The following is a 4,866-nucleotide window of genomic DNA, read 5'->3' as shown; positions in this document are numbered from 1 at the left end:
ATTTTCAGGGGCTCGCTTACGTGGAACAACCACGCGACGCTCGCGATGCCTTGTCGTGCCGCGGCTTGGCCGCCGATGCGCCGCCTTATCTTGTGACGACACGCCCTGGCTCAGCGACAGGCGATACGCTGTTTCGTCACCCGGCAGAAGGACAGCCCGGGTACCATGGGGGTTACCAGCGCCTGGCCCGGGCGCTTGCACGTTCTTTTCGGGAAAGGCTTCGATGATCGTCACGATTCTATTGATAGCGGTGACCTGCGCTGTCTCGTTTACCGCATTCCAGAACCGCGACATGATGGAACGGCTGATCTTCTGGCCGCCGGCCGTCAATCGCGGCGAATACCAGCGCCTGATCACCCACGGTTTCATTCATGCCGATGGCCAGCATCTGCTGTTCAACATGATCACGCTGTTCTTCTTCGGCCGCGCGATCGAGGGGTTTTTCGAGCGCTACATAGGCGCCGCGGGGTTCGCGATCTTCTACGTCGTGGGCGTGGTGGTGGCGATCATCCCGAGCTATCTGCAGCATCGCAACGACAGCCGCTATCGCAGCCTCGGCGCCTCGGGCGCGGTGTCGGCGGTGTTGTTTGCCTATGTGCTGATCGCCCCCTGGTCGACCATCTACGTATTTTTCTTTCCCATTCCTGCGGTGGTCTATGCCGGTCTGTTCACGGCCTACGGTCTTTATGCCGGACGCATTGGTCACGATCACATCAACCACAGCGCGCACCTGTGGGGCGCGGGCTATGGCGTGCTGTTCTCGCTATGCATGGAACCCCGTCTCGCCGGTGTATTCCTCGGCAACCTGATGAAACCGTTCGCCGGCTAGGGTTGGGTTGGTCTTGCGTCGATGGCTGTTTCATCAAAGGGCCATGCGCGTATGCGCAAATCGTGTGCGCCACGACACCGACCGCCAGGCGACCCCTGCCAATGCATAGAGCCATGACAGGTCTTGCGATACTGCGATGAAGCTTCTCTTGGCATTACTGCTGTTTTCGTTTCTTGGCTGGCTGGCGGTACGCCTGCTCATCCTGCGCCTGCGCCGTCTGCGCGGCGAACCGATTCCGCAGAGCAAAGGCCCCCGCACGGTCACGATCGTATGCTTCGCTCTGATCGCGATTTATGCGGTACTGCTGCTCTGGCGGCTTTATGCCGACGGGCTCAGCGCCGCCAATTGATCGCCGCAGGCAAAAAATCGCTTGAGCCGTGCGCGCCTGCCGCTATACTGTGCGGCCGATCGCTGCTCCCTTCGTCTAGCGGTCTAGGACGTCGCCCTCTCACGGCGAAAACACGAGTTCGAGTCTCGTAGGGAGCGCCATCTTCGGGCTTTAGCCGATTTCCACCCGATCCCTGCCCTTTGACCTCGCCAGATGGCGTGCGACATCGGCGCGATGCACGATGATCTGGGCGCTGTCTTCGCCCGCGGCTTCGATCACGCCGGCGCTCGCGGTCACTCGAGGCATCGAATCGGGGCCTGGCGGTTCGCGTAGTGCCTGTAGCAGGCGTTCGATCGTGACTCGGGCTTGTTCACAGGTGGTATCGGGCAACAGCAGCAGGAACTCGTCAGCGCCCCAGCGCCCGACGTGATCGCTTTCGCGCAGCGTGTCTCGGCAGATTGCGGCGATTCGTCGCAGCACGGTATCGCCCGTGCCCTGGCCATGGCGGGTATCGAGCGTGTCGAACTGGTCCACGGCGAGCAGCGCGACGCTCAACGCCTGCTCTGGTCGCTCCGGTCGGCGCTCGAGCGCGTCGTTCAGCCGGCGGATCATTCCCGCGCGATCGTCCAGACCGGTCAGTTCGTCCCGCGATTCGCCGTGGGCCAGCCGCGCCCGGGCCCGCTGGAGCCCACCGATACCGTTCTCGATCGCTATTTCCTCGCCCACGCAGCGGGCGAAAGTGACCATCAGATCGAGGTCCGCCCGGCTGAACAACCCGTCCGCGTCGCGACCGGCAAACCAGATCGTGCCCTGCGCCTGATCGCCGGTTCGCACGGGACAGCCGATATAGCAACCCAGCTCGATCCGCCCGCCGTAATTGCGCACCGCCACGCGTTCGCAGCTGAGCCCGTCACGACGAAACACCGCGTTCTGCGCCAACGTATGATCGCAATAGGTGTCGCCTCGCTTGAAGATCTGTCCCACCTGCAGATCACGCCCCGGGCCCACCGCGGCGGCGACCACCAGTTCGTCGCCATCCGGTTCGCTGATGGCCCCGTAGGCCAGACCGAAGTGCTGGCAGCCGAATTCGAGCAACGCCTGCCGGCGCGCCTCGTACGTCAATGCCGGATCGAACACGGTACGTCGCAGCGCGTGCAGAACCTGGGCCGGGCCGGACCAGTCCTTCACTTCGTAGACCAGCTCGAGATAGACCATGCCACCGTCGCGTGGATCGCGAAGCGTAGCCAGCAGGGTCTGGCTGGCGAAGATCGAACCGTCGCAACGACGGCGGGGCCAAAGCGAACGACGGTAGCCGTGCCCCGTATCCGCATCGGTCTGCCAGGTGTCGGCAGACGGGTCCTGCGCCGCCGCAGAATAGAACTCGCTGGCCTTGCGGCCCAGCATGTCTTTTTCACAACAACCGAACAGCGCCAACGCGGCGGCGTTGACGAAACAGATGCGCCGGCTTTCGTCAGCACATAGAACCGCATACTCGACGCCGGCGAAAAGCTCGGTCAGCGTTGTCTCTAGAGAATTCGCGGCTTCTTCGCCTGCGTGCGGCCCGGGGGGCCGTGGTTCGTGCATGTCGTGACTCGCGATGATCTGATCCTGCGAATCGGTCGTTCACAGGTTGGTCATAGTACCCGGGCCGCGGCCGCTGATCGAATGCCGCGCGCCTGCCATGGACGAACCCGCCCCGCACGGTTGACACCGACGGCTTGCGCCCCAAGTTCGAGGCCATCGCAAGCACATCGAGGCAAAGCCATGACGGATAGCCAAACCGAACTCTTTCGCGAGCACGCCTATGTAGGCGGCCGCTGGATCGATGCCGCCGACCAGGCGCGGCGGGCGGTGGACAATCCGGCCAGCGGCGAAACCATAGGCCATATTCCCGATCTCGAGCCGAACCGTCTGCAGGGCGCCATCGACGCCGCCGATGCGGCCTTCACACGTTGGCGCGAAACGCCGGTGACGACCCGCGCCGACAAGCTGCTGGCCTGGTACGACGGCATGCAGCAAAACCGCGAAGCCCTGGCCCAGCTGATGACCCGCGAACAGGGCAAGCCGATCGCCGAAGCGCGCGGCGAAGTCGATTATGCGGCCAGCTTCATTCGTTGGTTTGCCGAAGAAGGCCGGCGCAGCAACGGCGTGAATATCCCGGCCGAGAACGCGGACATGGCGCTGGGCAGGGTCGAGGAACCGGTCGGCGTGGTGGGCGTGATTACGCCGTGGAACTTCCCGCTGGCAATGATCACCCGCAAGGCCGCTGCAGCCCTGGCGGCCGGCTGCAGCGTGGTGGTCAAACCGGCCAGCGAGACGCCGTTCTCGGCCCTCGCACTGGCTGCGCTGGCCGAACAGGCCGGCCTCGACGACGGCCAGTTCAACGTGGTGACCGGCGACGCCGAGCGCGTTTCGAAAGCACTGTGCGACGACCCGCGCGTGCGTGCGCTGTCGTTCACCGGCTCCACGCCGATCGGACGCCAGCTGTTGCGCGACGGTGCGGCCACGGTCAAGCGCATGTCGATGGAGCTCGGCGGCAACGCGCCTTTCATCGTCTGCGAAGACGCGGATCTGGACAGCGCGGTGGACTCGGCCATTGCCGCGAAATTTCAGACCAGCGGACAGGACTGCGTGGCCGCCAACCGCCTATTCGTGCACCGCGATCTTTACGACGCGTTCGTGGATCGTTTTGTCGAACGCATGAACGCGATGACGGTCGGCAACGGCGCCGACGAAGCCAGCGAGATCGGACCGCTCATCCACGAGCGCGCGGTGGAAAAGGCACAGGCTCTGGCCGACGAGGCCGAAAGCCAGGGTGCCCGGGTATTCGGTCGTGCCCAGGCCAAAGCGCCCGGCCCGCGCTATTTCATGCCGACACTGCTCGCCGACATCACGCCCGACATGCGCATCTTCTCCGAAGAAGCGTTCGCGCCGTTGGCGGCCGTGTGTGCCTTCGATGACGACGACGACGTAATCGCCCAAGCCAACGATACCGAGTATGGCCTGGCGGCCTACGTGCATACGCATTCGGACGCCCGAATTCGCAAATTCATGCGCGCGCTCGACTACGGCATGGTGGGCGTTAACACCATGGATATCACCGGTCCGCACGTGCCGTTCGGCGGCATGAAGCAATCCGGCCTGGGCCGCGAAGGCGCGCATGCCGGCATGCAGGAATACCTGGAAACCAAGTATTACTGTCTGGGTGGCGTGCCGGTCTGAGCGGCGCGCGCCGGGCCCCGTGCACCGCTGCGGCGCGCCGCGACGCTGGTGAGCGCCTGCACAGTTCGGCTATGTTCTCGCGCAACCACGCGATCCAAGCCGCCCCATAACGAGGAACCGATTCATGGCCGCCATGTTCGAACCCAAACACGCCGCCACTCACCAAGAACGTCGGGTCTACGGCCGTTACGAAAAGCTCTATACGCTCAACGATTTTCTGGCCGCGCTGTATTTCCTGGTCGGTTCGGTGATGTTCTTCTACGAAAGCCTGATGGTCGCGGCGACCTGGTGTTTCACCATCGGCTCGGTGCATTTTCTGCTGCGGCCGACCATCAAGGTTGCGCGCGAGTTTCATATCGCCCAGCTGCCGCTGCCCGGCGACGACGACCGCCGCGATTAGGGCCTGTTAACCCTAAGGAACCTCTGATCTATTCATCTACGGTCGCGCCGGTGTCTTTTGCGCGCGTCTGACAAGACGCCGCGGGCG

The 4,866-nt window shown here is 63.9% G+C and carries 6 protein-coding genes and 1 tRNA gene; 5 read left to right on the top strand and 2 right to left on the bottom strand.

Going from position 1 to position 4,866, the window contains the following annotated elements; all coding sequences use genetic code 11:
- A partial coding sequence (locus ABNU97_RS17150; RefSeq protein WP_348767881.1) for a hypothetical protein occupies positions 1 to 234 on the bottom strand: 234 nt, incomplete at its 3' end.
- Here ABNU97_RS17150 and ABNU97_RS17145 point away from each other — a divergent pair.
- From ABNU97_RS17145 to ABNU97_RS17135, 3 genes are all read left to right on the top strand, one after another.
- Positions 224 to 829 (top strand): rhomboid family intramembrane serine protease, encoded by a 606-nt coding sequence (locus tag ABNU97_RS17145; RefSeq protein ID WP_348767880.1) that lies wholly within the window; start codon positions 224 to 226, stop codon positions 827 to 829. The genes ABNU97_RS17150 and ABNU97_RS17145 overlap by 11 nt on opposite strands.
- 136 nt (positions 830 to 965) lie before the next feature.
- Positions 966 to 1,178, top strand: coding sequence for a hypothetical protein (locus tag ABNU97_RS17140; RefSeq protein WP_348767879.1), 213 nt, complete (start codon positions 966 to 968; stop codon positions 1,176 to 1,178).
- A 64-nt stretch (positions 1,179 to 1,242) separates the two neighbouring features.
- Positions 1,243 to 1,318 (top strand) — tRNA-Glu (locus ABNU97_RS17135).
- A gap of 10 nt (positions 1,319 to 1,328) precedes the next feature.
- Here ABNU97_RS17135 and ABNU97_RS17130 read toward each other — a convergent pair.
- Positions 1,329 to 2,741 carry a sensor domain-containing diguanylate cyclase gene (locus ABNU97_RS17130; protein ID WP_348767878.1) on the bottom strand — a complete coding sequence of 471 codons (1,413 nt, stop codon included), beginning with the start codon at positions 2,739 to 2,741 and terminating at the stop codon, positions 1,329 to 1,331.
- A 180-nt stretch (positions 2,742 to 2,921) separates the two neighbouring features.
- Here ABNU97_RS17130 and ABNU97_RS17125 point away from each other — a divergent pair, with 180 nt between their 5' ends.
- Both ABNU97_RS17125 and ABNU97_RS17120 read left to right on the top strand, forming a co-directional pair.
- Positions 2,922 to 4,379: an NAD-dependent succinate-semialdehyde dehydrogenase gene (locus ABNU97_RS17125; RefSeq protein WP_348767877.1), complete on the top strand. Its 1,458-nt coding sequence runs from the start codon at positions 2,922 to 2,924 to the stop codon at positions 4,377 to 4,379.
- Positions 4,380 to 4,503: 124 nt separating this feature from the next.
- Entirely contained in the window at positions 4,504 to 4,779 is a 276-nt protein-coding gene (locus tag ABNU97_RS17120) for a YrhK family protein (RefSeq protein ID WP_348767876.1), read from the top strand.
- Positions 4,780 to 4,866 lie beyond the last annotated feature (87 nt).

It is taken from the genome of uncultured Salinisphaera sp. (genome assembly GCF_964012375.1).
Lineage (GTDB): Bacteria > Pseudomonadota > Gammaproteobacteria > Nevskiales > Salinisphaeraceae > Salinisphaera.
This window is presented reverse-complemented; position numbering and strand designations above follow the sequence as displayed.

Excerpts from the sequence above, each read along its gene's own strand:
- ABNU97_RS17145 (WP_348767880.1), top strand. The coding sequence starts at position 224 with ATGATCGTCACGATTCTATTGATAGCGGTGACCTGCGCTGTCTCGTTT.
- ABNU97_RS17120 (WP_348767876.1), top strand. The coding sequence starts at position 4,504 with ATGGCCGCCATGTTCGAACCCAAACACGCCGCCACTCACCAAGAACGT.
- ABNU97_RS17140 (WP_348767879.1), top strand. The coding sequence starts at position 966 with ATGAAGCTTCTCTTGGCATTACTGCTGTTTTCGTTTCTTGGCTGGCTG.
- ABNU97_RS17125 (WP_348767877.1), top strand. The coding sequence starts at position 2,922 with ATGACGGATAGCCAAACCGAACTCTTTCGCGAGCACGCCTATGTAGGC.
- ABNU97_RS17130 (WP_348767878.1), bottom strand. The coding sequence starts at position 2,741 with ATGCACGAACCACGGCCCCCCGGGCCGCACGCAGGCGAAGAAGCCGCG.